At 62.0% G+C, this 24,761-nt stretch carries 25 protein-coding genes; 11 read left to right on the top strand and 14 right to left on the bottom strand.

The genetic code is table 11. From position 1 onward, the window contains the following. The first annotated feature begins 162 nt into the window (after positions 1 to 162). The 6 genes from hemA (at position 163) to WBR57_RS00565 (ending at position 5,528) form a co-directional block, all read left to right on the top strand. Positions 163 to 1,452 carry a glutamyl-tRNA reductase gene (hemA, locus tag WBR57_RS00540; protein WP_424081138.1) on the top strand — a complete coding sequence of 430 codons (1,290 nt, stop codon included), beginning with the start codon at positions 163 to 165 and terminating at the stop codon, positions 1,450 to 1,452. Beyond that, on the top strand, positions 1,449 to 2,531 hold the full coding sequence (prfA, locus tag WBR57_RS00545) for a peptide chain release factor 1 (RefSeq protein WP_424081140.1): 1,083 nt from the start codon (positions 1,449 to 1,451) through the stop codon (positions 2,529 to 2,531). Before hemA ends, prfA begins: the two co-directional genes overlap by 4 nt. Further along, complete coding sequence (gene prmC, locus WBR57_RS00550; RefSeq protein ID WP_424081142.1) at positions 2,532 to 3,362, top strand: peptide chain release factor N(5)-glutamine methyltransferase; 831 nt, start codon at positions 2,532 to 2,534, stop codon at positions 3,360 to 3,362. Then, a complete protein-coding gene (locus tag WBR57_RS00555; RefSeq protein WP_424081144.1) occupies positions 3,356 to 4,111 on the top strand; it encodes a molybdopterin-synthase adenylyltransferase MoeB in 756 nt (251 codons plus the stop codon). Before prmC ends, WBR57_RS00555 begins: the two co-directional genes overlap by 7 nt. After that, complete coding sequence (gene murI, locus WBR57_RS00560; RefSeq protein ID WP_424081146.1) at positions 4,104 to 4,898, top strand: glutamate racemase; 795 nt, start codon at positions 4,104 to 4,106, stop codon at positions 4,896 to 4,898. Before WBR57_RS00555 ends, murI begins: the two co-directional genes overlap by 8 nt. Before the next feature lie 111 nt (positions 4,899 to 5,009). Continuing rightward, positions 5,010 to 5,528 (top strand): acyloxyacyl hydrolase, encoded by a 519-nt coding sequence (locus tag WBR57_RS00565; RefSeq protein WP_424081148.1) that lies wholly within the window; start codon positions 5,010 to 5,012, stop codon positions 5,526 to 5,528. A 74-nt stretch (positions 5,529 to 5,602) separates the two neighbouring features. Here WBR57_RS00565 and WBR57_RS00570 read toward each other — a convergent pair whose 3' ends face one another. From WBR57_RS00570 to WBR57_RS00625, 12 genes are all read right to left on the bottom strand, one after another. Next, the gene (locus WBR57_RS00570; protein ID WP_424081150.1) at positions 5,603 to 5,908 is read right to left on the bottom strand and encodes a YkgJ family cysteine cluster protein; all 306 of its coding nucleotides are present in this window, start codon (positions 5,906 to 5,908) and stop codon (positions 5,603 to 5,605) included. 53 nt (positions 5,909 to 5,961) lie between these two features. Then, positions 5,962 to 6,453, bottom strand: a complete 492-nt coding sequence (locus tag WBR57_RS00575; protein ID WP_424081152.1) for a DUF2878 domain-containing protein — start codon at positions 6,451 to 6,453, stop codon at positions 5,962 to 5,964. Next, complete coding sequence (locus WBR57_RS00580; protein WP_424081154.1) at positions 6,446 to 7,717, bottom strand: class I SAM-dependent methyltransferase; 1,272 nt, start codon at positions 7,715 to 7,717, stop codon at positions 6,446 to 6,448. The genes WBR57_RS00575 and WBR57_RS00580 overlap by 8 nt, the downstream gene beginning before the upstream one ends. Continuing rightward, positions 7,704 to 8,513: a DUF1365 domain-containing protein gene (locus WBR57_RS00585; RefSeq protein ID WP_424081156.1), complete on the bottom strand. Its 810-nt coding sequence runs from the start codon at positions 8,511 to 8,513 to the stop codon at positions 7,704 to 7,706. Before WBR57_RS00585 ends, WBR57_RS00580 begins: the two co-directional genes overlap by 14 nt. Then, on the bottom strand, positions 8,510 to 9,757 hold the full coding sequence (locus tag WBR57_RS00590) for an NAD(P)/FAD-dependent oxidoreductase (protein WP_424081158.1): 1,248 nt from the start codon (positions 9,755 to 9,757) through the stop codon (positions 8,510 to 8,512). The genes WBR57_RS00585 and WBR57_RS00590 overlap by 4 nt, the downstream gene beginning before the upstream one ends. Next, positions 9,754 to 10,536, bottom strand: a complete 783-nt coding sequence (locus tag WBR57_RS00595) for an SDR family NAD(P)-dependent oxidoreductase (protein ID WP_424081160.1) — start codon at positions 10,534 to 10,536, stop codon at positions 9,754 to 9,756. Before WBR57_RS00595 ends, WBR57_RS00590 begins: the two co-directional genes overlap by 4 nt. Next, entirely contained in the window at positions 10,533 to 10,958 is a 426-nt protein-coding gene (locus tag WBR57_RS00600; RefSeq protein WP_424081162.1) for a nuclear transport factor 2 family protein, read from the bottom strand. Before WBR57_RS00600 ends, WBR57_RS00595 begins: the two co-directional genes overlap by 4 nt. Beyond that, the gene (phrB, locus tag WBR57_RS00605; protein ID WP_424081164.1) at positions 10,951 to 12,393 is read right to left on the bottom strand and encodes a deoxyribodipyrimidine photo-lyase; all 1,443 of its coding nucleotides are present in this window, start codon (positions 12,391 to 12,393) and stop codon (positions 10,951 to 10,953) included. The genes WBR57_RS00600 and phrB overlap by 8 nt, the downstream gene beginning before the upstream one ends. Continuing rightward, positions 12,394 to 13,323, bottom strand: coding sequence for a MerR family transcriptional regulator (locus WBR57_RS00610; RefSeq protein WP_424081166.1), 930 nt, complete (start codon positions 13,321 to 13,323; stop codon positions 12,394 to 12,396). A gap of 3 nt (positions 13,324 to 13,326) precedes the next feature. After that, positions 13,327 to 14,286 (bottom strand): YbgA family protein, encoded by a 960-nt coding sequence (locus WBR57_RS00615; protein WP_424081169.1) that lies wholly within the window; start codon positions 14,284 to 14,286, stop codon positions 13,327 to 13,329. Positions 14,287 to 14,399: 113 nt separating this feature from the next. Continuing rightward, on the bottom strand, positions 14,400 to 14,615 hold the full coding sequence (locus WBR57_RS00620) for a TIGR02450 family Trp-rich protein (protein WP_424081171.1): 216 nt from the start codon (positions 14,613 to 14,615) through the stop codon (positions 14,400 to 14,402). Beyond that, the gene (locus tag WBR57_RS00625) at positions 14,612 to 15,598 is read right to left on the bottom strand and encodes an NAD(P)/FAD-dependent oxidoreductase (RefSeq protein ID WP_424081173.1); all 987 of its coding nucleotides are present in this window, start codon (positions 15,596 to 15,598) and stop codon (positions 14,612 to 14,614) included. The genes WBR57_RS00620 and WBR57_RS00625 overlap by 4 nt, the downstream gene beginning before the upstream one ends. Before the next feature lie 224 nt (positions 15,599 to 15,822). On the opposite strand from WBR57_RS00625, the gene WBR57_RS00630 reads away from it, so the two are divergent. Together WBR57_RS00630 and hemH are read left to right on the top strand one after the other, a co-directional pair. Beyond that, complete coding sequence (locus tag WBR57_RS00630; protein WP_424081175.1) at positions 15,823 to 16,722, top strand: TIGR01777 family oxidoreductase; 900 nt, start codon at positions 15,823 to 15,825, stop codon at positions 16,720 to 16,722. A gap of 14 nt (positions 16,723 to 16,736) precedes the next feature. After that, the gene (hemH, locus tag WBR57_RS00635) at positions 16,737 to 17,762 is read left to right on the top strand and encodes a ferrochelatase (protein WP_424081177.1); all 1,026 of its coding nucleotides are present in this window, start codon (positions 16,737 to 16,739) and stop codon (positions 17,760 to 17,762) included. Here hemH and WBR57_RS00640 read toward each other — a convergent pair. After that, positions 17,757 to 19,853, bottom strand: coding sequence for a TonB-dependent siderophore receptor (locus WBR57_RS00640; protein ID WP_424081179.1), 2,097 nt, complete (start codon positions 19,851 to 19,853; stop codon positions 17,757 to 17,759). The two genes, hemH and WBR57_RS00640, sit on opposite strands and share 6 nt — an antisense overlap. 108 nt (positions 19,854 to 19,961) lie before the next feature. Next, positions 19,962 to 21,116 (bottom strand): Do family serine endopeptidase AlgW, encoded by a 1,155-nt coding sequence (algW, locus tag WBR57_RS00645; RefSeq protein WP_424081181.1) that lies wholly within the window; start codon positions 21,114 to 21,116, stop codon positions 19,962 to 19,964. Positions 21,117 to 21,218: 102 nt separating this feature from the next. Here algW and WBR57_RS00650 point away from each other — a divergent pair, with 102 nt between their 5' ends. The 3 genes from WBR57_RS00650 to cysN all read left to right on the top strand — a co-directional run. Further along, the gene (locus WBR57_RS00650) at positions 21,219 to 21,977 is read left to right on the top strand and encodes a Nif3-like dinuclear metal center hexameric protein (protein WP_016977054.1); all 759 of its coding nucleotides are present in this window, start codon (positions 21,219 to 21,221) and stop codon (positions 21,975 to 21,977) included. Between the two features lie 239 nt (positions 21,978 to 22,216). Continuing rightward, positions 22,217 to 23,134 (top strand): sulfate adenylyltransferase subunit CysD, encoded by a 918-nt coding sequence (gene cysD, locus WBR57_RS00655; protein WP_017137614.1) that lies wholly within the window; start codon positions 22,217 to 22,219, stop codon positions 23,132 to 23,134. Between the two features lie 9 nt (positions 23,135 to 23,143). Further along, on the top strand, positions 23,144 to 24,761 hold a 1,618-nt coding region (cysN, locus tag WBR57_RS00660), incomplete at its 3' end, for a sulfate adenylyltransferase subunit CysN (protein WP_424081184.1).

The raw sequence follows: 24,761 nt of genomic DNA on the forward strand, positions 1-24,761 counted from the left end.
CTGCGGTCGGATCATCATGACACAAGCCTTCGGCCAAACATAACCGAGTCTCAGTTGGCGCCTTTATAGACACAAGGCATTAGGACAATAGACGACGGTGGTTGTTCTGGATCTTTCGAAGTAGGACAATTGTCGGCTTCCCGACATCATCAGCGATATTGAATGGCCTTCCTTGCACTCGGTATTAACCACAAGACTGCTACTGTAGACGTCCGCGAGCGCGTGGCGTTTACTCCGGAGCAGTTGGTTGAGGCCTTGCAGCAGCTCTGCCGGCTCACCGACAGTCGCGAAGCTGCGATCCTTTCGACCTGCAATCGCAGCGAGCTTTATATAGAGCAGGAACATCTTTCAGCGGATGTGGTGCTGCGCTGGCTGGCCGATTATCACCATTTGGATCTGGATGACCTGCGCGCGAGTGCCTATGTGCACGAAGACGATGCGGCAGTTCGTCACATGATGCGCGTCGCCGCCGGGCTCGACTCGCTGGTGCTTGGCGAGCCGCAGATTCTGGGCCAGATGAAGTCCGCCTACGCCGTGGCCCGCGAGGCCGGCACCGTCGGGCCGCTGCTGGGGCGCCTGTTCCAGGCCACCTTCAACTCCGCCAAGCAGGTCCGTACCGACACCGCCATCGGCGAGAACCCGGTGTCCGTGGCCTTTGCCGCCGTCAGCCTGGCCAAACAGATTTTCAGTGACTTGCAGCGCAGCCAGGCCTTGCTGATCGGCGCCGGCGAGACCATCACCCTGGTCGCCCGCCACCTGCACGACCTCGGCGTGAAGCGTATCGTGGTCGCCAACCGCACCCTGGAACGCGCCAGCATTCTCGCCGAACAATTCGGCGCCCACGCGGTGCTGCTGTCGGATATCCCCGCCGAGCTGGTGCGCAGCGATATCGTCATCAGCTCCACCGCCAGCCAGTTGCCGATCCTCGGCAAGGGTGCGGTGGAAAGCGCATTGAAGCTGCGCAAGCACAAACCGATCTTTATGGTCGACATCGCCGTTCCGCGGGATATCGAACCAGAAGTCGGCGAGTTGGACGACGTTTACCTGTATAGCGTCGACGATTTGCATGAAGTGGTCGCCGAAAACCTCAAGAGTCGCCAGGGCGCTGCCCAGGCGGCCGAGGAAATGGTCAGCGTCGGCGCCGACGATTTCATGGTGCGCCTGCGCGAACTGGCGGCGGTGGACGTGCTTAAGGCGTATCGTCAGCAAGGCGAACGCCTGCGCGACGAAGAGTTGCTCAAGGCCCAGCGCCTGCTTGCCAATGGCGGCAGTGCTGAAGAGGTGTTGATGCAATTGGCCCGTGGCCTGACCAATAAACTGCTTCATGCGCCCAGCGTACAACTTAAGAAATTGACCGCCGAAGGCCGCCTCGATGCGCTGGCCATGGCTCAGGAACTCTTTGCCCTCGGTGAGGGCGCGTCAGATAGCTCTTCGGATAAAAAACCGCAATGAAAGCGTCACTGCTCAATAAACTGGACGTGCTCCAGGACCGTTTCGAAGAACTGACCGCCTTGCTCGGCGATGGCGAGGTCATCTCCGATCAGACCAAGTTCCGCGCCTATTCCAAGGAATACGCCGAAGTCGAGCCGATTGTGTCGACCTACAAGCACCTGACCAAAGTCCAGGCCGACCTCGAAGGCGCCCAGGCGCTGCTCAAGGACAGCGACCCGGACATGCGCGAAATGGCCGTGGAAGAAGTGCGCGAGGCCAAGGAAAAACTCGTCGAGCTGGAAGGCGACCTGCAGCGCATGCTGTTGCCCAAAGACCCTAACGATGGGCGCAACGTGTTCCTCGAAATCCGCGCCGGCACCGGTGGCGACGAGGCGGCGATTTTTTCCGGCGACCTGTTCCGCATGTACTCGCGTTACGCCGAGCGTCGCGGCTGGCGGGTCGAGATCCTGTCCGAGAACGAGGGCGAGCACGGCGGCTATAAAGAAGTCATCGCGCGGGTTGAAGGCGATAACGTCTACGGCAAGCTCAAGTTCGAGTCCGGCGCGCACCGCGTGCAACGGGTGCCGGCGACGGAATCCCAAGGCCGTATCCATACCTCGGCATGCACCGTGGCCGTGTTGCCCGAGCCGGACGAGCAGGAAGCCATCGAGATCAACCCGGCGGATCTGCGGGTCGACACCTACCGCTCGTCGGGCGCTGGCGGCCAGCACGTCAACAAGACCGACTCGGCGATCCGCATCACTCACTTGCCGTCGGGCATCGTGGTGGAATGCCAGGAAGAGCGTTCCCAGCACAAGAACCGTGCGCGGGCCATGTCCTGGTTGTCGGCCAAGCTCAATGACCAGCAAACCAGCGCCGCCGCCAATGCGATTGCCAGCGAGCGCAAGTTGCTGGTGGGCTCAGGCGACCGCTCCGAACGCATCCGTACCTACAACTTTGCCCAGGGCCGGGTCACCGACCACCGGGTCAACCTCACGCTGTACTCCCTGGACGAAATTCTCGCCGGTGGGGTGGACGCGGTGATCGAGCCGTTGCTCGCCGAATACCAGGCCGATCAATTGGCAGCGATAGGTGAATAAATGACCATCATTGCCAGCTTGCTGCGCGCCGCCGACCTGCCGGACTCGCCCACTGCGCGCCTGGATGCCGAGCTATTGCTGGCGGCTGCCTTGGGCAAGTCACGCAGCTACCTGCACACCTGGCCGGAAAAAATCGTCAGCAGCGAACACGCGCTGACCTTTGCTGGCTACCTGCAGCGCCGCCGTGGCGGTGAGCCGGTGGCGTATATCCTTGGCCAGCAAGGCTTCTGGAAACTCGACCTGGAGGTCGCGCCGCACACGCTGATCCCTCGCCCCGACACCGAGTTGCTGGTGGAAGCGGCGCTGGCGTTGTTGCCGGCAACGCCGACCCAGGTCCTCGACCTGGGCACCGGCAGTGGGGCGATTGCGCTGGCCCTGGCCAGCGAGCGTCCGGCCTGGCACGTCACCGCCGTCGACCGCGTGCTCGAAGCCGTGGCCCTGGCCGAACGCAATCGCCAGCGCTTGCACCTGAACAACGCCACCGTGCTCAACAGCCATTGGTTCAGCGCGTTACAAGGTCACACTTACGACCTGATCATCAGCAACCCGCCGTACATCGCCGCCAACGACCCGCATCTGGTGGCGGGCGATGTGCGCTTCGAACCGGCCAGCGCATTGGTGGCTGGCCATGATGGCCTCGACGACTTGCGCCTGATCATCCGGCAAGCTCCGGCCCATCTGAACGCCGCTGGCTGGCTGCTGCTCGAGCACGGTTACGACCAGGCTGCGGCCGTGCGTGACCTGTTGCTGAACCAGGGTTTTGAGGACGTGCACAGCCGTATCGACCTCGGCGGCCACGAGCGCATCACCCTCGGGCGCCGGCCGTGCTGACCGATCAAGAGCTGTTGCGCTATAGCCGACAGATCTTGTTGCCGCATGTCGACATCGACGGCCAATTGCGCCTGAAAAACAGCCGCGCGCTGATCATCGGCCTGGGTGGCCTGGGTGCGCCGGTGGCGCTGTACCTGGCGGCAGCAGGCGTGGGCGAGTTGCACGTGGCGGATTTCGACAGCGTCGACCTGACCAACCTGCAACGCCAGATCATCCACGACACCGACAGCGTCGGGCAGACCAAGGTCGACTCGGCGCTGCGCCGCCTGCACGCGATCAACCCTGAAATCACCTTGATTGCCCATCGCACCGCGCTGGATGCCGATTGCCTGGCAGCGGCGGTCGCGGCGGTGGACGTAGTGCTCGATTGCAGCGATAACTTCAGCACCCGCGAAGCGGTCAACGCCGCCTGTGTGGTTGCCGGCAAGCCGTTGATCAGCGGCGCGGCGATTCGCCTTGAGGGGCAATTGTCGGTCTTCGACCCGCGTCGCACCGACAGCCCGTGCTACCACTGTTTATACGGGCATGGCAGTGACACCGAGCTGACCTGCAGCGAAGCCGGTGTGATCGGCCCGCTGGTGGGGCTGGTCGGTAGCCTGCAAGCACTGGAAGCCCTGAAGTTGCTGGCCGGTTTCGGCGAGCCGCTGGTAGGTCGACTGTTGCTGATCGATGCCTTGACCACGCGCTTTCGTGAGCTGCGGGTCAAGCGCGACCCGGGTTGCAGCGTATGTGGGAGCCAACATGGTTAAGGACGCACCGATCGGTGTGTTCGATTCCGGCGTCGGCGGCTTGTCGGTGCTGGACGAAATCCAGCAACTGCTGCCCCATGAGTCGCTGCTGTACGTGGCGGATTGCGGGCATATTCCTTACGGTGAGAAATCTCCTGCGTTCATTCTTGAGCGCTCCCGGCGAGTGGCCGAGTTTTTCCGCGAGCACGGCGCCAAGGCGTTTGTGATCGCCTGCAACACGGCGACGGTCGCGGCGGTTGCGGACCTGCGCCAGGATTACCCCGATTGGCCTTTGGTGGGCATGGAGCCCGCGGTCAAACCGGCCGCCGCGGCCACCCAAAGGGGTGTGGTCGGGGTGCTCGCCACCACCGGCACGCTGCAAAGCGCAAAATTTGCTGCGCTGCTCGACCGCTTTGCCACCGATGTACGGGTGGTTACCCAGCCATGCCCCGGCCTGGTGGAGCTGATCGAGACCGGTGACCTGAACAGCCCGGCCTTGCGCCAGTTATTACAGGGTTATATCGAGCCGCTGCTCAGCGCCGGCTGCGACACCATCATCCTCGGCTGCACGCACTATCCCTTCCTCAAGCCGCTGCTCGCACAGATGCTGCCCCCCAGCATCATCTTGATCGACACCGGTGCCGCCGTGGCCCGTCAACTGAAGCGTTTGCTCGGTGAGCGAGACCTGCTGGCCAGTGGTAATCCGCAGCCGGCGCAGTTCTGGACCAGCGGTGATGTGTATCACCTCAGAAATATCCTACCGACACTATGGAAACATCCTGGAGTTGTGCGAAGCTTCATCGCGTGAAAAATTCGTGAAATATCGCGGATAGCGGCTGAACTTCTGACTATACGCAAGCTTCTATAGCGAGATAGCCTGTACACAATCATATAACTTCGTTCGGAAAGGATGTTTCTTATGAAGCGCTTGTTCTGTTTGGCCGCGATTGCGGCCGTTGTGGTGGGACACTCTTTTTCGGCGCAAGCGGCCGGCCTTGAGTTTGGCCTGGGGGCCACCAGTGATTCGACGCTCACTTACCGATTAGGGCTGACGTCGGATTGGGACAAGAGTTGGATGCAAAGCGATGTCGGCCGCCTGACCGGCTACTGGAGCGGCGCCTACACCTACTGGGAAGGTGATGACCGTGCGGGCGCGAGCAGCCTGTCGTTCTCCCCGGTATTCGTGTATGAGTTCGCCGGGCAGTCGGTCAAGCCTTACATCGAGGCGGGCATTGGCGTGGCGGTGTTCTCGCGCACCAAGCTGGAAGACAACAATATCGGCCAGGCCTTCCAGTTCGAAGACCGTTTGGGTTTCGGCCTGCGTTTTACCGGTGGGCATGAAGTGGGCATTCGTGCCACGCACTATTCCAACGCCGGGATCAGCAGCAACAACGACGGGGTAGAGAGCTACGCGCTGCACTACACCATGCCGTTGTAAGTCTTCAGAACACTGCAAAAAACTGTGGGAGGGGGCTTGCTCCCTCCCACATTGGCTCTTCGCAACATTCACTGTCAGCGGTAGGCCGTCGCAATTCCTTCGCGCTCGGTCAGGCACTCCGGTGCGCCCATCTCGAATTCCCTGCAAATCAGCGGTCGCCGGTCATAGATCGTGCACATCATCGTGTCCCGATCCAGTGCCGCACACCAGCCGTCGTCCAGGCGCAGCATTACTTCGCCGCCCCAATCGTCCGTGTCGATATAGCGCTCCGGTACGCCGGTGTCAGTGATCAGCATCACTTCCAGCTGGCAGCAACAGGCCGCGCACGTCGAGCAGGTAACGGCGGGTTCGGTGATTTGAGTGTGGGGGATGGTGGTCATAGGCGCGCAGTGTAAGGCAAGCCGGTGATGGGCGGTAAATGCTCTGACGGGCGTCAGTGCCCCAATTGGTTGGCGACCCAATGCAGCAGCGGAAACACTAGGGCCCAGAGCAGCGCGAGGCCGATCAGGGTGGGCGTGGTGCCATAGCCGAAACTGACCCCCGCCAACTGGCTGCCGGCGTAATACGACAGCGGGCCGCCCACCGCGCCCAATAGGCTGGCGCGCCACCAGGGTTCGGCGCTCCATGCCAGGCAATGACGCAAGGTGGTCGCCAGCAGTGCCCACAGCAGGATCAACCAAAAAGGGATCAGCGGCCCGGGGACGTTGAAGTGAAACACGCCGAAGGTGCGTAACGAGGTGTCGACCACCGTTCCCAACAGGGTCACCGCCAGAATCACCTGGCCCTCCTTCGACCACGTACTCATCCACCGCAGATGCACCGCCAGAACCGCCAACCCTACCAGCAACCAGCGGCTGTCTCCCCCCAGCACACAGGCAAACCAGCCGCACTGGAACAGCGCGGCATTGGCCAGCGTCTTAAGCACTGAAACGCCCGAGCAGCGGTGGGTTGATGGCCGACGGCTTGGCCAGCAGCAACTGCGCGGTGCCAATGGTGCGCTCCATGAAGCCGCCCTCGCAGTAGCACAGGTAAAACTCCCACAGCCGCAGGAAGTATTCGTCGTAGCCCAATTCCATCAACCGGCCATGGGCGCGGCGAAAGTTCTCGTGCCACAGGCGTAGGGTTCGCGCGTAATGCAGGCCGAAATCCTCCATGTGCAGCAGGTTCATGTCGGTGTCGCGGCTGACGATCTGCAGCATGTTCTGCACACAGGGCAGGGCGCCGCCGGGGAAGATGTAGCGCTGGATGAAATCAACGCTGTTCTTTGCCTGTTCGAAACGCTGCTCGCGGATGGTGATGGCTTGCAGCAACATCAGGCCGTCACTCTTGAGCAGGTGCGCGCACTGTTTGAAGTAGGTCGGCAGGAAGCGATGGCCCACCGCCTCGATCATCTCGATGGAGACGAGCTTGTCGTATTCGCCGGTGAGGTCACGGTAGTCCTGCAGCAACAGGGTGACCTGGTCTTGCAGGCCGAGGGCCTCGATGCGCTTTTCGGTGTAGGCAAACTGCTCTTTGGACAGGGTCGTGGTGGTGACCTTGCAGCCGTAATGCTGCGCCGCATACAGCGCCATGCTGCCCCAGCCGGTGCCGATTTCCAGCAGGTGGTCGGTCGGCTTGAGGGCCAGCTTCTGGCAGATGCGTTCGAGCTTGTTCAGTTGCGCCTGTTCCAGGGTGTCATCGGCCGTCAGAAACTGTGCGGCGGAATACATCATGGTTGGGTCGAGGAATTCTTCGAACAGGTCATTGCCGAGGTCGTAGTGGGCGGCGATGTTCTTTTGCGAGCCCTTGCGCGTATTGCGGTTGAGCCAGTGCAAACCTTGGGTGAACGGCCGCGCCAGGCGCGCCAGGCCGCCTTCCAGGGCGTCGAGCACGTCCAGGTTGCTGACCATCACGCGCACCACCGCGGTCAGGTCCGGGCTGCTCCAATAACCGTGGATAAACGCTTCGCCCGCGCCGATCGAACCGTTGGCCGCCACCAGGCCCCACACCGCCGAATCGAGAATATGGATCTCGCCCAGCAGGTGCGCTTCGCGTGCGCCGAATACTTGCCGTTCGCCATCCTCGATCACCACCAGATGGCCGTGGCGCAATTGGCTGAGTTGGCGCAGCACGCCTTTGCGCAACAGGGCGCTGGTCATGCCGTTGACGTTCAGGCGGTTGGTCTTGACCGATAAGCTAGGGGATTTCATGGCGGCGATCCTTGGTATACCCGACTGCGGTGCGAGAGGCGCCATCGGCGGCCTGATGGGAAAAAATCGGTGTGCGTTTGAGCAGCAGACGCAGCGCCTGCCAGTAAATGGCGAGGCAGGTCTTGGCGGTCATCCACGGAAAGCGCCACAGGTAACGGTGCAGGCTGGCGCGGGTCAGCGGTTCTTTTTGCAGGCTCAGGGTGGCGTCGAAGACTTTGTGCTCGCCGTGCCAGTCGGCCATGTGCACGCCGAGCCGGTCGGCGGGCGGGCTGAAGCTCATGCGGTATTCCAGGTCGCGCGGCAAAAACGGCGACACATGAAACGCCTTGGCCACCGCGAAGTGCTGGTGCTCATGCGCTTCAAGGGCTTGGGCCGGTAGCACGTAGTGGTAGCGTTCGCGCCATGGGGTGTTGGTCACTTCACAGAGGATCGCGGCCAGTTGCCCGTCGGCCTCGAAACAGTAGAAGAAACTCACCGGATTAAAAGCCAGGCCCCAACTGCGGGCCTGGGTCAGCAGGCAGATAACGCCCTGGGGCGTTCGCCCCAAGGCCTTGCCGACTTCCTGGCGCACGGCATCGGACAAACTCATGCCGTGGCGCGTCAATTCACGCAGGTAGTCCTGCTGGCGAAAACCGAAGGGCGCCAGCCGGCTGTGGCCGGCCAGGGGCGACAGCCCGAGCACTTGGTCTTGTTCGCTCAGGTCCAGGTACAGCAGGCCGATGCGGTAGCGAAAGGCATGGGCCTTGGGCGCAAACCGGCGATGGGCAATCCAGCCGCTGTACAGCGCACTGTTCACAGGCTTTCCCCAAAGGCCTTGGCTACGCGCAGCGCGCTGACCACGCCGTCTTCATGGAAGCCATTGGCCCAGTAGGCGCCGCAATAATGCGTGTGCCGCGTGCCGTTCAACTCTTCCCAACGGTTTTGCGCGGCCACGGCGCCAAGGCTGTATTGCGGGTGGGCGTAGGTGTAGCGGGCGAGCACCTTGAGCGGGTTGATCATCGGCGTCTGGTTGAGGCTGACGCAAAAGGTAGTAGCGCTGTCGATGCCTTGCAGGATGTTCATGTCGTAGGTCACGGCGGCCTGGCTCTGCGCGTCGTCGCTCAGGCGGTAATTCCAGCTGGCCCAGGCCAGCTTGCGGTCCGGCAGCAGGCCGGTGTCGGTGTGCAGCACTACGTCGTTGTCGGCGTAGGGCAGGGCGCCGAGGATTTCCTGTTCGGCCTGGCTGGGGTCGCCGAGCATCGCCAGTGCCTGGTCGCTGTGGCAGGCGAACACCACTTTGTCGAACGCTTCGGTACCGGCGGCGCTGTGGACAATCACACCCTCGGCGTCACGCTCGACCAGGTGCACGGGGCAATTGAGGCGGATCTGCTCGCGAAAGCTGCGGGTCAGCGGTTCGATATATCGGCTGGAGCCGCCCTCGATCACACACCATTGCGGGCGGTTGCTCACCGACAGCAAGCCATGGTTCTTGAAGAAGCGCACAAAGAATTGCAAGGGGAAACCGAGCATGTCCGCCAGCGACATCGACCAGATCGCCGCGCCCATCGGCACGATGTAATGCCGGATAAACCGTGGGCCGTAACCCTTGGCTTCAAGATAGTCGCCCAGGGTCATCTCGGCGCTGATGCGCTGCTCTTGCAGGTCCAGCGGCGCCTCGCGGTTGAAACGCAGGATGTCGCGCAACATGCCCCAGAACCCCGGCGACAGGATATTGCGGCGCTGGGCAAACAGGCTGTTGAGGTTGTTGCCGTTGTACTCGAAGCCCGTTTCCTGGTCGCACACCGAAAAACTCATTTCGGTGGGTTTGAATGTCACCCCGATGTGCCCCAGCAGGCGGATGAAGTTGGGGTAGGTCCAGTCGTTGAACACGATAAAACCGGTGTCCACCGCGTAGCTTTTATCCTCGACGGTCACGTTGACCGTGTGGGTATGCCCGCCGATGCGTTCGCCGGCCTCGAACAGCACGATGTCGTGGCGCCGGCTGAGCAGGTAGGCGCTGGTGAGCCCGGCGATGCCGCTGCCGATGATGGCGACTTTCACAGGTCGTCCTTCTGCGGTGGCGGGCTGCGCAGCATGCGCTTGCCGATGATCAGTTGCGCGCGGTTGGGCAGTTTCGACAGCGGCCACAGGGTGGCGATAAACAGCGCGGGAAAGGCGATTTCCAGCGGGCGTTTTTCCAGCTTGGCGAAGATATGCCGCGCGGCCTTGTCGGCCGTCCAGCTCAGGGGCATCGGGAAGTCATTGCGTTCGGTCAGCGGCGTTTCGACAAAGCCCGGGCTGATGACCGTGACGTCGATATTTTCCGGCGACAGGCTGATGCGCAGGGCTTCGAACAGGTAACGCAGCCCGGCCTTGGACGCGCCATAGGCTTCGGCACGCGGCATCGGCAGGTAGGTCACGGCGCTCGCTACGCCCACCAGGTGCGGGGTACGCCCGGCGCGCAACAGCGGCAGCGCGGCCTCGATGCAATAACTGCTGGCGAGCAAGTTGGTGCGCACCACGTGTTCGACGATCGATGAATCGAACTGCCGCGCGTCGACATATTCACAGGTGCCGGCGTTGAGGATCACCGTGTCGAGCGAACCCCAGACTGCACCGATGTGTTCACCGATCTCGCGCACGGTCTGGCTGTTGGTCAGGTCGCCGGCGACGATCAGCACTTGCCCGGGAAAACGCTGGGACAGGGCTTCCAGCGGGCCTTTGCTGCGCGAACTGAGCGCCACGTGGGCGCCGCTGTTGAGCAGCTCCACGGCCAGCGACGCGCCGATGCCACTGCTGGCACCGGTCAACCAATAACGGCGAGGCGGTGTAAGGCTCATCCCATTCTCCTTTTCAGCCAGCTGATGACGCGGCCAAGTACTGGCAGGTGTTCATAGAGCAGGGCGCCGGCATCGAAATAATCACGATGGCGATACACCTTGTTATCGCGCCACAACAGGTGCGAGCAGCCTTCCACCCGGATCACCTTGCCGTTGGCCAGGCGCGGGTGGCAAAAACTCATTTTCCAGCGCAGGTAGCCTTCGCCTTCGGTGATCTGGTCGAACCCGTGAAAGTCGAAACGCAGCTGGCTGACGTTGCCGTACAGCTCGGCGAAGTACTGGTGCAGCGCCGGCAGCCCGTGCACTTCGTGCAGTGGGTCGGTGAAGGCGATGTCTTTGCTGTAGAGGCTGTCGAGCAGCTGCAGGTTGTGCTTGTCCAGCGTGGCAAAGGCCTGGGCGAAGCGGCGCAGGAAGTCACTCATGTTCAGCCACCTCCTGACGTGAAGGCAGGCTGCGGAAGGCGGCCAGCGCGCGCTCGCGGGATTTTTTCAGGTCGACGATGGCGCGCGGGTAGTCCGCCACGCCAAACAGGCCGCCGGCTGCTTCGGGGTTGTGCACTTCCTTTTTGTTCAGCGCGGCCAGTTCCGGCAGCCAGTGCTTGATAAACACGCCTTCGCCGTCGAATTTTTCCGACTGGCTCAGCGGGCTGAAAATCCGGAAGTACGGCGCAGAGTCGGTGCCGGTGGATGAACTCCATTGCCAGCCGCCGTTGTTGGCCGCCAAGTCGCCATCGATCAGGTGGCGCATGAAGAAGCGCTCGCCCTCACGCCAGTCGATCAGCAGGTTCTTGGTCAGGAACATCGCCACCACCATGCGCAGGCGGTTGTGCATCCAGCCGGTTTCCAGCAATTGGCGCATCGCTGCGTCGATGATCGGCAAACCGGTGCGCGCTTCCTGCCAGGCGGCGAGGTCCTTGGGCGCATTGCGCCAGGCCACCGCCTCGGTCTCGGGGCGAAACGCGCGGTGCCGCGAAACCCGCGGGTAGCCCACCAGGATGTGCTTGTAGAACTCACGCCACAGCAGCTCGTTGATCCAGGTGATGGCGCCGATGTCGCCAGTTTCGAACTCGCCCCGGTTGGTTTGCAGCGCGGCATGCAGGCACTGGCGCGGCGACACCACGCCCGCCGCAAGGTAGGCGGAAAGCTGGCTGGTGCCGGGTTTGGCCGGGAAGTCGCGTTCGTCTTTGTAGTAGCTGATCTGTTGGTCGGCGAAAGCATCCAGGCGCCGCCGGGCCTCGTCTTCACCGGCGGGCCAGAGGGCGCGCAGGGTGTCGCTGGGTGGTTCGAAGCCTTCGACGTGTTCAGGGATCGGATCGCTTTTCAGCTTGATCGGCTGCTGGGCTTCTGGCGTTGCAACCAGGCGCGGCAAGGCGCTGTGCAGGCGGGTGTAGCAGACCTTGCGGAACTGGCTGAATACCTGGAAGTAGGTGCCGGTCTTGGTCAGCACACTGCCGGGTTGGAAAAACAGCTGGTCGAGGTAGCTGTGGAAGGTCACGCCCTCGGCTTCCAGCGCCTTGGCCACCGCCTTGTCGCGACGGCTTTCGTGGATGCCGTATTCCTCGTTGACATGCACCGACTCCACCGACAGCTCGCCGCACAATGTGCTGAGTACGGCGGGCGCCTGGTCCCAGGTCGCCGCGTGGCGGATCAGCAGCGGGATGTTCAGTTCGCCCAGGGCCTGGCTCAGGTGCTGCAGGTTGCGCAGCCAGAAGTCGACTTTGCACGGTGCATCATTGTGGGCCAGCCATTGCTCTGGTGTGATCAGGTACACGGCCGCAACCGGGCCTCGCTGGCAGGCGGCGGCCAGGGCGGTGTTGTCGTGTAGGCGCAGGTCGGTGCGCAGCCAGATCAAGTGCATTTAAAGAAGTCCACGCTGGATCAGTATCTGATGGGCCGACAATGGGTCTTCGGCCACGAACAATTCCGGGGTGTCACGGGTTAATACGGCCAGCTCTGCCTGATGGATGCATACCGTTGGTCCGACAATTAACTTTGGGCAATCGACACCGCCCAGAAGTTTTGCGAGTGCCGACAAATGGAGGGCCTTGCTCGAATACAGCAGCACCGCCCTTGGTTTCAGGTGTTCCACCGCCAGGGCCAGCTCGCCGGCGGGCAGCGGCCAGTCGAAGACCTCCACCGGGCAATCGGCGCTGCTGGCCAGCCAGGCGCTGAGCCACAGGTGCGGCTCCAGGGGCAGGTCGGACTGGTTGACCAGAAGCAATGGCGCGCCGTGCAGTTGGCGGTTGTTGTGGTAAATACGCGCGCCGAACTTGCTGCGCAGCCACGACAGGAAAAACACCCGCTCCATCTGTGCGCCGAACTGGCCTTGCCAACGTTGCTCCAGCTCTTGCAGCAGCGGTAGCAGCAATTGCTCGCACAGGGTGCGCGGCGGGTAGAGCGCCATGGCCTGGTTGAAGGCGTCGTCGACCCGGCGCTCGGTCAAGTCGCTGATGGCGCTCACCAGGTTCTGGCGCAAGGCATGCCATTCGTTTTCGACGGCATCGGGAAGGGCTTGGGCGGAGTCGATCAGGCTTTTTACCTGGCTGACCGGCACGCCACGATTGAGCCAGGTCAGGATGGTGTGGATGCGTTGGACATGCTCGGCGCTGAACAGCCGATGCCCCTTGGGCGTGCGCTGGGGCACGATCAGACCGTAGCGGCGTTCCCAGGCGCGCAGGGTCACGGCGTTGACGCCGGTCTGGCGCGCCACTTCGCGAATCGGCAGCCAGCCGTCTTCGAGGGCTTGGGCGATGTCTTCGCCGGGTTCGTCTTGCAGGGCAGCTTTCATAAGTTAGATCGCGTTTCGCAGGCTGAGATTTTCCGGGTGCGGCTGCAGGTAGGCCTGCTGTGCGATGTAGCGGTCCGGGTGTTGGCGAAAATGGTGTTTGAGCAGGGTCAGCGGCACCACAAGTGGCACGATGCCCTGGTGGTATTGGCCGATTACGGTCTGCATTTCCTGTTTGTCATCGGCGGTGATGGCCTGCTTGAGGTAACCGCTGATGTGTTGCAGCACATTGGTGTGAGTGCCGCGGGTGGCGCATTTTCTCAGGCCGGTCATCAAGTCGCTGAAATAGCAGGCGGCCAGTTCGTCGAGCTGAGTGCTCTTGCTCATGCTGCCCAGGAGGTGGCCGAGGCTTTTGTAGTGCGCCGGGCTGTGGGCCATCAGCAGGTATTTGTAGCGCGAGTGGAAAGCCAGCAGGCGGTGCCGGGTCAGGCCCTCGGCGAGCAATTGTTGCCAACTGGCGTACACGAACACACGCGTCAGGAAGTTTTCCCGCAGCACCGGGTCATTCAGCCGACCGTCTTCTTCCACCGGCAGGTTGGGGTGGCGGGCGCAGAAGGCCTGGGCATAGATGCCGCGCCCGCCGCCATCCACCGGCGTGCCGTTGTCGCGGTAGACCTTGACCCGCTCCAGGCCGCAGGACGGCGACTTCTGCATAAAGATGTAGCCGCACAGGTCGGTGTGTTCACTGGCCATCTGCTGGCCGTAGTCGTCCAGCGGCTGGGTGACATTCAGCTCGCGACGCACGGTGCCCACGGCTTGCGGGTGGGCGGGGTCGCCGACCAGGCGGATCGGCTCGCGGGGGATACCCAGGCCGATGGCGACTTCTGGGCACAGGGGCACGAAGTCGAAGTAGTCGGCGAGGGTCTGGCTGCAGAGCAGGGATTGTTTATGTCCGCCGTTGAAACGCACGTTTTCGCCGAGCAGGCAGGCGCTGATGGCGATTTTTGGCTTACCGGTGCTGGACATGACCAAACCTCTGCAAAATTCCTGTACAAAATCAAAAGTCTGTACAACTAAATCTCATCATAGGTTTGATGCTGTACAAGTCAAATATTTTGTACAAGTATTTGCAGGGGGCGCTATTTCCAGCCCATCCGCCAGGCCTCGCCGTTTTGCAAGGTTTGCCAAGCCAGGCGCTCTGCACGGTGGGTCAGCACCGCTTGCAGTTCGATTTCCAGCACTGTGCCTTCTTCGTCACGGAACAGCTCGGTGACCAGAAAGTGTTTTTCTTTGTTGCGCGGATGGGCTGCTGTCCACTTCGACAGCAGCAATTTGGCGGGATTGATGCGGTTCATTGCAGGTGTTCGATCAAGCGGCGTGCGGCTTCCTGGCCGCTGAGCCAGGCACCTTCCACGCGGCCCGACAGGCACCAGTCGCCACACACGTACAGGCCCAGGTCGGCGTCGGCCAGCACGCCGAACTCATGGGCGCTGGACGGTCGCGCGTAGAGCCAGCGGTGCGCCAGGCTGAACGACGGCGCCGGCATCGCGCTGTGCAGCAATTCGGCGAACGCGCCGTGCAGGTGTTCGATCACCGCTTCTTTGGGCAGGTCCAGGTTTGCCCGGCTCCAGGCGCTGGTGGCGTGCAATACCCAGGTGTCGAGGGTGGTGTCGCGGCCAGGTTTGCTGCGGTTGCGTGCCAGCCAGTCGAGCGCGCTGTCTTGCACGAAGCAGCCTTCCATCGGGGTATCCAGCGGCTTGTCGAAGGCCAGGGCGATGGCCCAGGTCGGGTCCATTTTCACCCCGGCGGCGGCACTCGCCAGCTTCGGCGCGGCAGCCAGCAGGGCGGTAGCCTGGGGGGCGGGCGTGGCGATGATCACATGGCTGAACGGGCCGTGGTTTTCGCCGTCGGCGTCGAGCAGGTTCCAGTGTTGTTTACCCTGGAACACTTCAGTGATGCGGCAACCGAACTCCACCGGCAGGTCATCGAGCAGGGCGCGGGTGATCGCGCTCATGCGCGGCGTGCCGACCCAGCGGATCTGTTCATCGGGGGAGGGGGTGAGCTGGCCGGACTTGAAGTTATACAGTTGGGGTTTCCACTGCTCGGCCCAACCGTTGCCTTGCCAGCGCTGCACTTCGTTGACGAAGCGCCGGTCGCGGGCGGTGAAGTATTGCGCGCCCATGTCCAAAGCGCCGGCATCGCTGCGCTTGCTGGACATGCGGCCGCCACTGCCGCGGCTTTTATCGAAAAGTTGTACAACGTGCCCCGCGTCTCGTAACGCTCGGGCGGCGGAGAGACCGGCGATGCCGGTGCCGATGATCGCGATGGGAACAGTCATGGAGGGCCTCGTTTTACCGTTGGGTACAGACTACGCCGACACCAATAGCTGTACAATATTGTTTTTTGGTATAAGTTTTGGCTTACCTGTTCTAACGGCCAGTTCCAGCGGCGTGACCTATGGTTAAAGCAGAGGCTTCAACAAAAGCCACGCCCGATTACAAATGATCCCTGCTTATAAAATAGACCAGTGATGGGCGGCGAACGTTACATGAGGAGGATCCCATGCACATTTTGCTGACCGGCGGTACAGGTTTGATCGGCCGCCAACTCTGCCGGCACTGGCTCGCTCAGGGCCATCGCCTGACGGTTTTGAGTCGTCATCCGGAACAAGTCGCCAAGCTGTGCGGCGACCACGTGCTCGGCGTGGGCAGTTTGCAGGAGGTGATCGGCCCGGTGGACGCAGTGATCAACCTTGCCGGTGCGCCGATCGCGGACCGCCCATGGACCCACAAGCGCAAGGCGTTGTTGTGGAGCAGCCGCATCAGCCTCACTGAAACTCTGCTGACGTGGCTTCAAGGCCTTGAGCAGAAACCGTCGGTGCTGATCTCCGGTTCTGCAGTGGGGTGGTACGGCGACGGTGGCGAGCGTGAACTGACCGAAGCCAGCGGCCCGGTGCAGGACGATTTCCCTAGCCAGTTGTGCATTGCCTGGGAAGAAACCGCCCAGCGCGCCGAAGCCTTGGGCATTCGCGTAGTGCTGGTGCGTACCGGCCTGGTGCTGGCGGCGGAGGGCGGCTTTTTGTCGCGGCTGTTGCTGCCGTTCAAACTTGCGCTGGGTGGGCCTATCGGCAATGGTCGCCAGTGGATGCCGTGGGTGCATATAAAAGATCAAATCGGCCTGATTGATTTTCTTCTGCACAAGCCTGACGCCAGCGGTCCTTATAATGCCTGCGCGCCACACCCGGTGCGCAACCGCGAGTTTGCCAAGACGCTGGGCCAGGTGTTGCACCGCCCGGCGTTCATGCCGATGCCGGCCTTTGCATTGAAGGTGGGGTTGGGCGAGTTGTCCGGCCTGTTGCTGGGCGGGCAGAAAGCCCTTCCCGAGCGCTTGCAGGCGGCGGGTTTCACTTTTCAGTTCACTGAGTTGCGTGCGGCCTTGGACGACTTGTCCAGCCGCCTCTAGAGATAGGATGTTGCATGACGGATCACGCGTTGTTACTGGTCAACCTGGGTTCACCGGCGTCCACTTCGGTGGCCGATGTGCGCAGCTACCTCAATCAGTTCCTGATGGACCCTTACGTGATCGACCTGCCCTGGCCGGTGCGGCGTTTGCTGGTGTCGCTGATCCTGATCAAGCGCCCTGAGCAGTCGGCACATGCCTACGCCTCCATCTGGTGGGACGAGGGCTCGCCGCTGGTGGTGCTCAGCCGCCGCCTGCAACAGCAGATGACCGCGCAATGGACCCAGGGCCCGGTTGAATTGGCGATGCGCTACGGCGAGCCGTCGATTGAAACCACGCTGACCCGCCTGGCTGCCCAGGGCATTCAAAAGGTCACCTTGGCGCCTTTGTACCCGCAGTTTGCCGACAGCACGGTGACCACGGTGATCGAAGAAGCGCGGCGTGTGGTGCGCGACAAAAAGCTCAATGTGCAGTTCTCGATCCTGCAGCCGTTCTACGATCAGCCGGAATACCTCGACGCCCTGGCGCAGAGCGCGCGCGCGTACGTGGAGCAGGATTACGATCACCTGCTGCTGAGTTTCCACGGCCTGCCAGAACGTCATCTGACCAAACTCGACCCTACCGGCCAGCATTGCTTCAAGGATGCTGACTGTTGCAAGAACGCCTCTGCTGAGGTGCTCGCCACCTGCTATCGCGCGCAATGTTTCAGCGTCGCCCGTGATTTTGCCGAGCGCCTGGGTTTGCCGGAGGGTAAGTGGTCTGTGGCTTTCCAATCACGCCTGGGCCGCGCAAAGTGGATCGAACCCTACACCGAAGCGCGCCTGGAGGCCCTGGCCCAACAGGGCGTGAAAAAGCTGCTGGTGATGTGCCCGGCGTTTGTCGCCGACTGCATCGAGACCCTGGAAGAAATCGGCGATCGCGGCCTGGAGCAGTTCCGCGCGGCCGGGGGCGAGGAGTTGGTGCTGGTGCCGTGCCTGAATGATGACCCGCAGTGGGCGGCGGCGCTCAATACCCTGTGTGAACGAGCGCCATTGTCCTTATAAGCTCAGGGTCAGGCTGACGGTTAAGTTACGTGGCTCACCGGGGTTGACCCAGTAATTGCTGTAGGAGCGCTCGTAGTACTTTTCATCGAACAGGTTGTTGAGGTTCACGCCTACGGTGACCGTATCACTGGCCTTGTAATGCGCGAGCAGGTCGACGGTGTGGTAGGCGGGCAGCTCGAAGTTGCTGCCGGCCTCGCCGGAACGGTCACCCACATAGGTGAACGCCGCGCCCAGGTCTGAACCGCGCAACGCGCCGTCCTGAAACTCATACACACCCAACAGACTGCCGCTACGCTTGGCCACGCCGAGGATCCGGCTGCCTGCCGGAATGGCTTTATCACCCTTGGTCACTTCGGCGTCGATGTAGGCAAAGGCGCCGATCACCCGTACGGCATCGGTCACTTGCCCGCTCAGTTGCAGGTCCAGGCCCTGGCTGCGTGCCTTGCCCATCGCGCGGTTGAGGTTGGTGGCAGGGTCCAGCGCGAGTACGTTTTCCTTTTCGATATGGAACGCCGCAAGAGTGGCGCTGAGGCGGTCGTCGAACAGCTCGCTCTTGATCCCGATTTCATACCCCACGCCTTCTTCCGGCTTGAAGGATTTGCCGTCGGCGTCCAGGCCGCTGTTGGGCTTGAACGACGTTGAGGCGTTGGCGAACACCCCGACTTCCGGCGTCAGTTGGTAGAGCAGGCCCGCGCGCTGCGTGAGGGCATCATGGGTTTGCCGGCTCTTGATGTGGTTGCGGGTGAAATCATCGGTGCGCTGGTCGAAATGCTCGAAGCGCGCACCGAGCATGCCGCGCAGGCGGTCGGTAAAGATGATCTGGTCTTGCAGGTTCAGCGCCTGGCTTTTGGTCTGCTCGAAAAAGTCGGTGCCGGAGCGCGCGCCATTCGGTTTGGGCTGGCCATAGACCGGGTTGTAGATGTCGATGGCGTAGGGGCTGCCGCTCACGGTGGTGACCCGTTCTTTTTTGCGGTAGTCCTCGTATTCAGTGCCGACCAGCAGTTCATGCTGCCAGCTGCCCAGGTCAAACAGCCCGCGCAGTTCCAGCTGGGTGATGCTGTCATGCCAACCTGTGGAGCGTTCGCGGTAGCGGCGGTTGACGGTGTGGCCGTCGGCATTCAGCGCGCGGCTTTCCGACGCATCGCCCCACAGGCTGCCTTGCTTGTAGTGGCTGGCCAGGCGCAGTTTCCAGGCATCGTTGAGATGGTGTTCCAGCGTGGCCTGCAGGCGATTGTTGTGGTTGCGGATGTCGCCGTCGTTGGGTTCGCCGAGGAAGGTGGAGCGCGACACGCCAGGGGCGTCGACGATGCCTCGGTCGAAGGTGGAGCGGTGGCGCACGAATTCGCTTTCCACCAATAGGCTGGTGTCCGGGTCCAGTTGCCAGCTGAAAGACGGCGCGACAAACACGCGCTTGGCGCCGACGTGATCGCGAAAGCTGTGGTTGTCCTCTACTGCCAGATTAACCCGCGACAGCACGCGGCCTTCGTCATCCAGCGGCGTATTTACATCCACGGCCGTGCGATAACGGTCCCAGCTGCCCGCGCTGGTTTGCACTGTGGTGAACGCTTCCGGCTGCGGTTTCTTGGTGACGATATTCACTGTGCCGCCCGGATCGCCACGCCCGTACAGGCTGGCGGCGGGGCCTTTGAGCACTTCAATGCGTTCGATATTGGCCGCGTCCGGTGTGCTGGGGTAGCCGCGGTTGGCGCTGAAGCCGTCCTGGTAAAACTCTGAGGTGGTGAAGCCGCGCACGCTGTATTCGTAGAGCGTGAGGCCGCCAAAGTTGTTTTGTTTGGACACGCCACCGGCGAACTCCAGGGCGCGTTCTACCTGGGTGCTGCCCAGGTCCTTGAGCACCGTGGCGGGAATCACGCTGATGGACTGTGGGATGTCGCGCAGGGCGGTGTCGGTTTTGGTCGCGCTGGCGGAGCGCGTCGCGCGGTATCCCTCGACGGGCCCTGTGGCGGATTCATAGGCGTCGGTGGTGACGCTGATGGTCTCCAATTCAACGGTGTTTTCTTCGGCGTAGGCGGGGTCGAGCAACAGCCCCAAGGCCAGGCCAGCCATGGGGGCGAATCTTCGAGACGGCATGATAGAGCGTTCCAATAACGATATTGAAACAATATAACATGACCAATGAGAATGGATTCTTTTGGAAATATTAAGTTACAGGAGCCCGCCAGCAGGCTCCATCAACAGTTATTCCTCTTCTTTAACCGGCGCAGGCGGTGGGCGCAGGCCGATTTCCGCCAGCAGCTTGATCTCCTTGCCGTTGCGCATCACCTGGATTGCCACCTTGTCGGTCGGCTTGATCCGTGCAACCTGGTTCATCGATTTGCGGCCATCGCCGGCGGGTGCGCCGTCGATGCTCAGGATCACATCCCCCAGTTGCAGGCCGGCCTTTTGTGCCGGGCCGTCACGGAAAATCCCGGCGACCACGATGCCAGGGCGCCCGGTCAGGCCAAAGGACTCGGCCAGTTCCTTGGTCAGCGGCTGTACTTCAATCCCCAGCCAGCCGCGAATGACCTGGCCGTGCTCGATGATCGACTTCATCACTTCCATCGCGAGCTTTACCGGGATCGCAAAGCCGATGCCCTGTGAGCCGCCGGACTTGGAAAAAATCGCGGTATTGATGCCGGTCAGGTTGCCATTCGCATCCACCAGCGCACCGCCGGAGTTACCCGGGTTGATCGCCGCGTCGGTCTGGATGAAGTCTTCGTAGCTGTTGAGCCCCAATTGGTTACGCCCGGTGGCGCTGATGATGCCCATGGTCACTGTCTGGCCGACCCCGAACGGGTTGCCGATGGCCAATGCGACGTCACCCACACGCAGGCCGTCGGAGCGGCCGAGGGTGATCGAAGGCAGGCTTTTCAAATCGATTTTCAGTACCGCGAGGTCGGTTTCCGGGTCGCTGCCGACCACACGGGCCAGGGTTTCGCGGCCGTCACGCAGGGCCACCACAATCTGGTCGGCGCCGGTGGTCACGTGGTTGTTGGTGAGGATGTAGCCCTCAGGGCTCATGATCACGCCGGAACCCAGGCTGGATTCCATGCGGCGCTGCTTGGGCCCGTTGTCGCCGAAATAGCGACGGAACTGTGGGTCTTCAAACAATGGATGGGCCGGTTTGTTGATGACTTTGGTGGTGTACAGGTTGACCACGGCCGGGGCCGCGATGGTCACCGCGTCGGCGTAGGTCACCGGGCCTTGCACCACCGCGCTGGTTTGCGGGGCCTGTTGCAGGTTTACATCAAAGCTGGGTAAGCCGACCAACTGGGGATAACGCTGAATAATCAGCATCGCGATCAGCACGCCAGCCAGCAATGGCCATCCAAAAAAACGCAGTGCCTTGAGCATCAAGTAAGTCCTGACAGGTTGCAGGGGGCGGGAGAGCGCCCATAATGTCGCGCATTATACGAGGCTGCGAGCGCCTCGGAACGGGATATTTAGGAGTCTTTTATGGCCGTCCCCCTTACCACCCTCGTCGAGGAAGCTGACCGCTACCTGGGCAGTGCAAAAATTGCCGATTATTGCCCCAATGGCCTGCAGGTCGAGGGCCGGCCGCAGGTGATGCGCATCGTCAGCGGCGTGACTGCCAGCCAGGCCCTGCTGGATGCCGCCGTCGAAGCCCAGGCCGATTTGATCCTGGTGCATCACGGTTATTTCTGGAAAGGCGAAAACCCCTGCATCACGGGCATGAAGCAGCGCCGCCTGAAAACCTTGCTCAAGCACGACATCAGCCTGCTGGCCTACCACCTGCCGCTGGACCTGCACCCCGACGTCGGCAATAACGTGCAGTTGGCCCGGCAGTTGGACATCACCGTCGAGGGCCCGCTGGACCCGAGCAACCCGAAGATCGTCGGCCTGGTCGGCTCCCTCGCCGAGCCCTTGTCGCCGCGTGACTTTGCGCGGCGGGTGCAGGAAGTCATGGGCCGTGAGCCGCTGCTGATCGAAGGCAGCGAGATGATCCGCCGCGTCGGCTGGTGCACCGGTGGAGGCCAGGGCTATATCGACGATGCGATTGCCGCGGGCGTCGACCTGTACCTGAGCGGTGAAGCGTCGGAGCAGACCTTCCACAGCGCCCGCGAAAACGACATCAGCTTTATCGCCGCCGGCCACCACGCGACTGAGCGCTATGGCGTGCAGGCATTGGGCGATTACCTGGCGCGGCGCTTCGCCCTGGAGCATTTGTTCATCGACTGCCCCAACCCGATCTGATTAACAATCGGGTTCAAATGTGGGAGGGGGCTTGATAGCAGGCTGTCAGTTGATACATGTGTGGCTGACACACCGCCTTCGGGGGCAAGCCCCCTCCCACCAAGAGCCAAACTCGGGAGCATATTCATATACCGTTTCGATCTAGTCCGCGCCCTGAATAGAAGAAGGTGCTGTGCTAGCATGCCCCGCTCGAACACGGCCCGCTGGCCGTCCATAAGATCGTTTTTCCGTGAGTAACCATGGTCGACAAACTGACGCATCTGAAACAGCTGGAGGCGGAAAGCATCCACATCATCCGCGAGGTCGCCGCCGAGTTCGACAACCCGGTGATGCTCTACTCGATCGGTAAAGACTCCGCCGTGATGCTGCATCTGGCGCGCAAGGCCTTCTTCCCGGGCAAGCTGCCGTTCCCGGTGATGCACGTCGACACACGCTGGAAATTCCAGGAAATGTACAAGTTCCGCGACAAAATGGTCGAGGAGCTGGGCCTGGACCTGATCACCCACGTCAACCCGGACGGCGTGGCGCAGGGCATCAACCCGTTCACCCACGGCAGCGCCAAGCACACCGACATCATGAAGACCGAGGGCCTCAAGCAGGCGCTGGACAAGCATGGTTTCGACGCAGCGTTCGGCGGTGCCCGTCGCGATGAAGAGAAATCCCGCGCCAAAGAGCGCGTGTACTCGTTCCGCGACAGCAAACACCGCTGGGACCCGAAAAACCAGCGCCCGGAGCTGTGGAACGTCTACAACGGCAACGTCAACAAGGGTGAATCGATCCGTGTGTTCCCGCTGTCCAACTGGACCGAGCTGGACATCTGGCAGTACATCTACCTGGAAGGCATCCCGATTGTGCCGCTGTATTTCGCCGCCGAGCGCGACGTGATCGAGAAGAACGGCACGTTGATCATGATCGACGACGACCGCATCCTCGAGCACTTGTCCGACGAAGACAAAGCCCGAATCGTCAAAAAGAAAGTACGTTTCCGCACCCTTGGCTGCTACCCGTTGACGGGCGCGGTGGAGTCCGAAGCCGAGACGCTGACGGACATCATTCAGGAAATGCTCCTGACGCGAACTTCCGAGCGCCAGGGCCGTGTCATCGACCACGATGGCGCAGGCTCGATGGAAGATAAAAAACGTCAAGGCTATTTCTAAGGGGCTGTCATGTCGCACGTATCTGATTTGATCAGCGAGGACATCCTCGCCTACCTGGGCCAGCACGAGCGCAAGGAAATGTTGCGCTTCCTGACCTGCGGCAACGTCGATGACGGCAAGAGCACCCTGATCGGGCGCCTGCTGCACGACTCCAAGATGATCTACGAAGATCACCTGGAAGCCATCACCCGCGATTCGAAGAAGTCCGGCACCACCGGCGATGACATCGACCTGGCCTTGCTGGTCGACGGCCTGCAGGCCGAGCGCGAGCAGGGCATCACCATCGATGTGGCCTACCGCTACTTCTCCACCGCCAAGCGCAAATTCATCATCGCCGACACCCCCGGCCATGAGCAGTACACCCGCAACATGGCCACCGGCGCGTCCACCTGCGACCTGGCGATCATCCTGATCGACGCCCGCTACGGCGTGCAGACCCAGACCCGTCGCCACAGCTTTATCGCTTCGTTGCTGGGCATCAAACACATCGTGGTGGCCGTCAACAAGATGGACATCAACGGCTTTGACCAGAGCATCTTCGAGCAGATCAAGGCTGATTACCTGAAGTTCGCCGAGGGCATCGCCTTCAAGCCGAGCACCATGGCATTCGTGCCGATGTCGGCCCTCAAGGGCGACAACGTGGTGAACAAGAGCGAGCGTTCGCTGTGGTACACCGGCCAGTCGCTGATGGAGATTCTCGAAAGCGTCGAGATCGCCAACGACCGCAACTACACCGACCTGCGTTTCCCGGTGCAGTACGTCAACCGGCCGAACCTGAACTTCCGTGGTTTCGCCGGCACCCTGGCCAGCGGCATCGTGCACAAGGGCGACGAAGTCGTGGTGCTGCCGTCGGGCAAGAGCAGCCGCGTCAAATCCATCGTCACCTTCGAAGGTGAACTGGAGCACGCCGGCCCAGGCCAGGCCGTGACCCTGACCATGGAAGACGAGATCGACATCTCCCGTGGCGACTTGCTGGTGCATGCCGACAACGTGCCGCAAGTGACGGACGCCTTCGACGCCATGCTGGTGTGGATGGCTGAAGAGCCGATGCTGCCGGGCAAGAAATACGACATCAAGCGCGCCACCAGCTACGTGCCGGGTTCCATTACCAGCATCGTGCACCGCGTGGACGTGAACACCCTGGCCGAAGGCCCGGCAAGTTCGCTGCAGCTGAACGAGATTGGCCGGGTCAAGGTCAGCCTCGACGCCGCCATCGCGTTGGACGGCTATGACAGCAACCGCACCACGGGTGCGTTCATCGTCATCGACCGCCTGACCAATGGCACCGTGGCTGCGGGCATGATCATCGCGCCACCGGTCAGCCATGGCGGTGCTGCGCAGCACGGCAGCCTTGCGCACGTAGCCACCGAAGAGCGCGCCCAGCGTTTCGGCCAGCAACCGGCCACCGTGTTGTTCAGCGGGCTGTCGGGCGCGGGCAAAAGCACCTTGGCCTACGCGGTTGAGCGCAAGCTGTTCGACATGGGCCGTGCAGTGTTCGTACTGGATGGCCAGAACCTGCGTCACGACCTGAACAAAGGGCTGCCGCAGGACCGTGCCGGGCGCACCGAAAACTGGCGGCGTGCCGCTCACGTGGCGCGCCAGTTCAACGAAGCCGGCCTGCTGACCC

The organism is Pseudomonas sp., from assembly GCF_049590575.1.
In the GTDB taxonomy this organism is placed as follows: domain Bacteria; phylum Pseudomonadota; class Gammaproteobacteria; order Pseudomonadales; family Pseudomonadaceae; genus Aquipseudomonas.

Excerpts from the sequence above, each read along its gene's own strand:
- hemA (WP_424081138.1), top strand. The coding sequence starts at position 163 with ATGGCCTTCCTTGCACTCGGTATTAACCACAAGACTGCTACTGTAGAC.
- prfA (WP_424081140.1), top strand. The coding sequence starts at position 1,449 with ATGAAAGCGTCACTGCTCAATAAACTGGACGTGCTCCAGGACCGTTTC.
- prmC (WP_424081142.1), top strand. The coding sequence starts at position 2,532 with ATGACCATCATTGCCAGCTTGCTGCGCGCCGCCGACCTGCCGGACTCG.
- murI (WP_424081146.1), top strand. The coding sequence starts at position 4,104 with ATGGTTAAGGACGCACCGATCGGTGTGTTCGATTCCGGCGTCGGCGGC.
- WBR57_RS00565 (WP_424081148.1), top strand. The coding sequence starts at position 5,010 with ATGAAGCGCTTGTTCTGTTTGGCCGCGATTGCGGCCGTTGTGGTGGGA.
- WBR57_RS00570 (WP_424081150.1), bottom strand. The coding sequence starts at position 5,908 with ATGACCACCATCCCCCACACTCAAATCACCGAACCCGCCGTTACCTGC.
- WBR57_RS00580 (WP_424081154.1), bottom strand. The coding sequence starts at position 7,717 with ATGAAATCCCCTAGCTTATCGGTCAAGACCAACCGCCTGAACGTCAAC.
- WBR57_RS00595 (WP_424081160.1), bottom strand. The coding sequence starts at position 10,536 with ATGAGCCTTACACCGCCTCGCCGTTATTGGTTGACCGGTGCCAGCAGT.
- WBR57_RS00600 (WP_424081162.1), bottom strand. The coding sequence starts at position 10,958 with ATGAGTGACTTCCTGCGCCGCTTCGCCCAGGCCTTTGCCACGCTGGAC.
- phrB (WP_424081164.1), bottom strand. The coding sequence starts at position 12,393 with ATGCACTTGATCTGGCTGCGCACCGACCTGCGCCTACACGACAACACC.
- WBR57_RS00610 (WP_424081166.1), bottom strand. The coding sequence starts at position 13,323 with ATGAAAGCTGCCCTGCAAGACGAACCCGGCGAAGACATCGCCCAAGCC.
- WBR57_RS00615 (WP_424081169.1), bottom strand. The coding sequence starts at position 14,286 with ATGTCCAGCACCGGTAAGCCAAAAATCGCCATCAGCGCCTGCCTGCTC.
- WBR57_RS00620 (WP_424081171.1), bottom strand. The coding sequence starts at position 14,615 with ATGAACCGCATCAATCCCGCCAAATTGCTGCTGTCGAAGTGGACAGCA.
- WBR57_RS00625 (WP_424081173.1), bottom strand. The coding sequence starts at position 15,598 with ATGACTGTTCCCATCGCGATCATCGGCACCGGCATCGCCGGTCTCTCC.
- WBR57_RS00630 (WP_424081175.1), top strand. The coding sequence starts at position 15,823 with ATGCACATTTTGCTGACCGGCGGTACAGGTTTGATCGGCCGCCAACTC.
- hemH (WP_424081177.1), top strand. The coding sequence starts at position 16,737 with ATGACGGATCACGCGTTGTTACTGGTCAACCTGGGTTCACCGGCGTCC.
- WBR57_RS00640 (WP_424081179.1), bottom strand. The coding sequence starts at position 19,853 with ATGCCGTCTCGAAGATTCGCCCCCATGGCTGGCCTGGCCTTGGGGCTG.
- algW (WP_424081181.1), bottom strand. The coding sequence starts at position 21,116 with ATGCTCAAGGCACTGCGTTTTTTTGGATGGCCATTGCTGGCTGGCGTG.
- WBR57_RS00650 (WP_016977054.1), top strand. The coding sequence starts at position 21,219 with ATGGCCGTCCCCCTTACCACCCTCGTCGAGGAAGCTGACCGCTACCTG.
- cysD (WP_017137614.1), top strand. The coding sequence starts at position 22,217 with ATGGTCGACAAACTGACGCATCTGAAACAGCTGGAGGCGGAAAGCATC.